At 71.3% G+C, this 1,475-nt stretch carries 2 protein-coding genes; both read right to left on the reverse strand.

All coding sequences use genetic code 11. The features are described from left to right. Nucleotides 1–818, reverse strand: an 818-nt coding sequence (locus tag ACFYPJ_RS39040) for a beta-ketoacyl synthase N-terminal-like domain-containing protein (RefSeq protein ID WP_389026886.1), incomplete at its 3' end; no start/stop codon positions are given. Between the two features lie 28 nt (nucleotides 819–846). After that, on the reverse strand, nucleotides 847–1,475 hold a 629-nt coding region (locus ACFYPJ_RS39045; protein ID WP_389026888.1), incomplete at its 5' end, for an acyl carrier protein.

The raw sequence follows: 1,475 nt of genomic DNA on the forward strand, positions 1-1,475 counted from the left end.
CCCTCGGCCCACCCCGTACCGTCCGCCGCATCCGCGAACGCCTTGCACCGCCCATCCGGCGCCAACCCCCGCTGCCGCGAGAACTCCACGAACGAACCGGGTTGAGCGAGGATCGCCACCCCGCCGGCGAGGGCCATGCCGCACTCGCGGTTGCGCAGGGCCTGGGCCGCGAGGTGCATCGCGACGAGTGAGGAGGAGCAGGCGGTGTCCACCGTGACCGCGGGACCTTCGAGCCCCAGCGTGTAGGACACCCGGCCGGAGGCCACACTGCCGGAGTTGCCCGTACCGAGAAAGCCCTCAAGACCCTCCGGGACGTCGTCCAGCTTGCTCGCGTAGTCGTGGTACATCACACCCGAGAAGACACCCACATCCTGGCCGCCGAGTGCGGTCGGGTCCAGACCGGCCCGCTCCAGCGCCTCCCAGGACACCTCCAGCAGCAACCGCTGCTGCGGATCCATGGCCAACGCCTCCCGCGGCGAAATCCCGAAGAAGCCGGCGTCGAAGTCACCCGCACCGTCCAGGAAGCCGCCGCGGCTGACATATGACTTCCCGGGTGTGCCGGGGTCGGGGTCGAAGAGGTCGTCCAGGTCCCAGCCTCGATCCGCCGGGAAGTCCACCAGACCCTCCCGCCCCTCGGCCACCAGCTCCCACAGCTCCTCCGGCGAGGTGGCACCTCCCGGCAGCCGGCACGCCATCCCCACGATCGCGATGGGCTCGGCGGCGGCCTCGACGATCCTCTGGTTCTCACGTGAGAGCCGCTCGTTCTCCAACAGGGAGGCCCGCAGCGCCTCCACGAGCTTGTCGTACGAGGTGGTCATGGCGATTCCTCCGGTCGTCACAGATCGGTCAGTTGGTGCCGGTGCCGAGCGCCCGCTCGACGAGTGCGCTCACATCCATCTCGGCGATCACGTCGGCGTCGCCGGGTCGGGCCTCGGCTGCGGTGCCGGTCCGCGAGGGTGCGGAGCGCAGGAGTTCCTGGAGCACGCCCAGCTCACGCAGCCGACTGAGCGGCACGGTGGCCAGGGCGTGCCGGATCTCCACCTCGTCGATTTCGGTCCCGGCGGTCACTTCGCCGCCGACACCGGGCGTTCGCGTCGCGCTGTCGTCACCGGCCGCACCGGAGCCGTTCGTGCCGCCGTCCTCGGGCACCAGCTGCCGACGCAGCCGCTGGGCGAGTGCGGTGGGGGTGGGATGGTCGAAGACGAGGGTGGCGGGCAGCCGTACCCCTGTGGCCTCGGTGAGGCGGTTGCGCAGTTCCACCGCGGTGAGCGAGTCGAAGCCGACCTCCTTGAAGGCCCGGCGGGCGCCGATGGTGTCGGCATTGGCGTGTCCGAGGACGGTCGCCGCGTTGCTCCGGACGAGGTTGACGAGCAGCCGGTTCTGTTCGGTCTCGTTGAGGGTGGCCAGTCGCTGGGCCAGCGTCACCCCGCCCTCACCCGCCGCCGACCGGGCCGCCACCGCACGACGCGGCACCC

Source organism: Streptomyces sp. NPDC006012 (genome assembly GCF_042871185.1).
Taxonomy (GTDB): Bacteria; Actinomycetota; Actinomycetes; order Streptomycetales; family Streptomycetaceae; genus Streptomyces.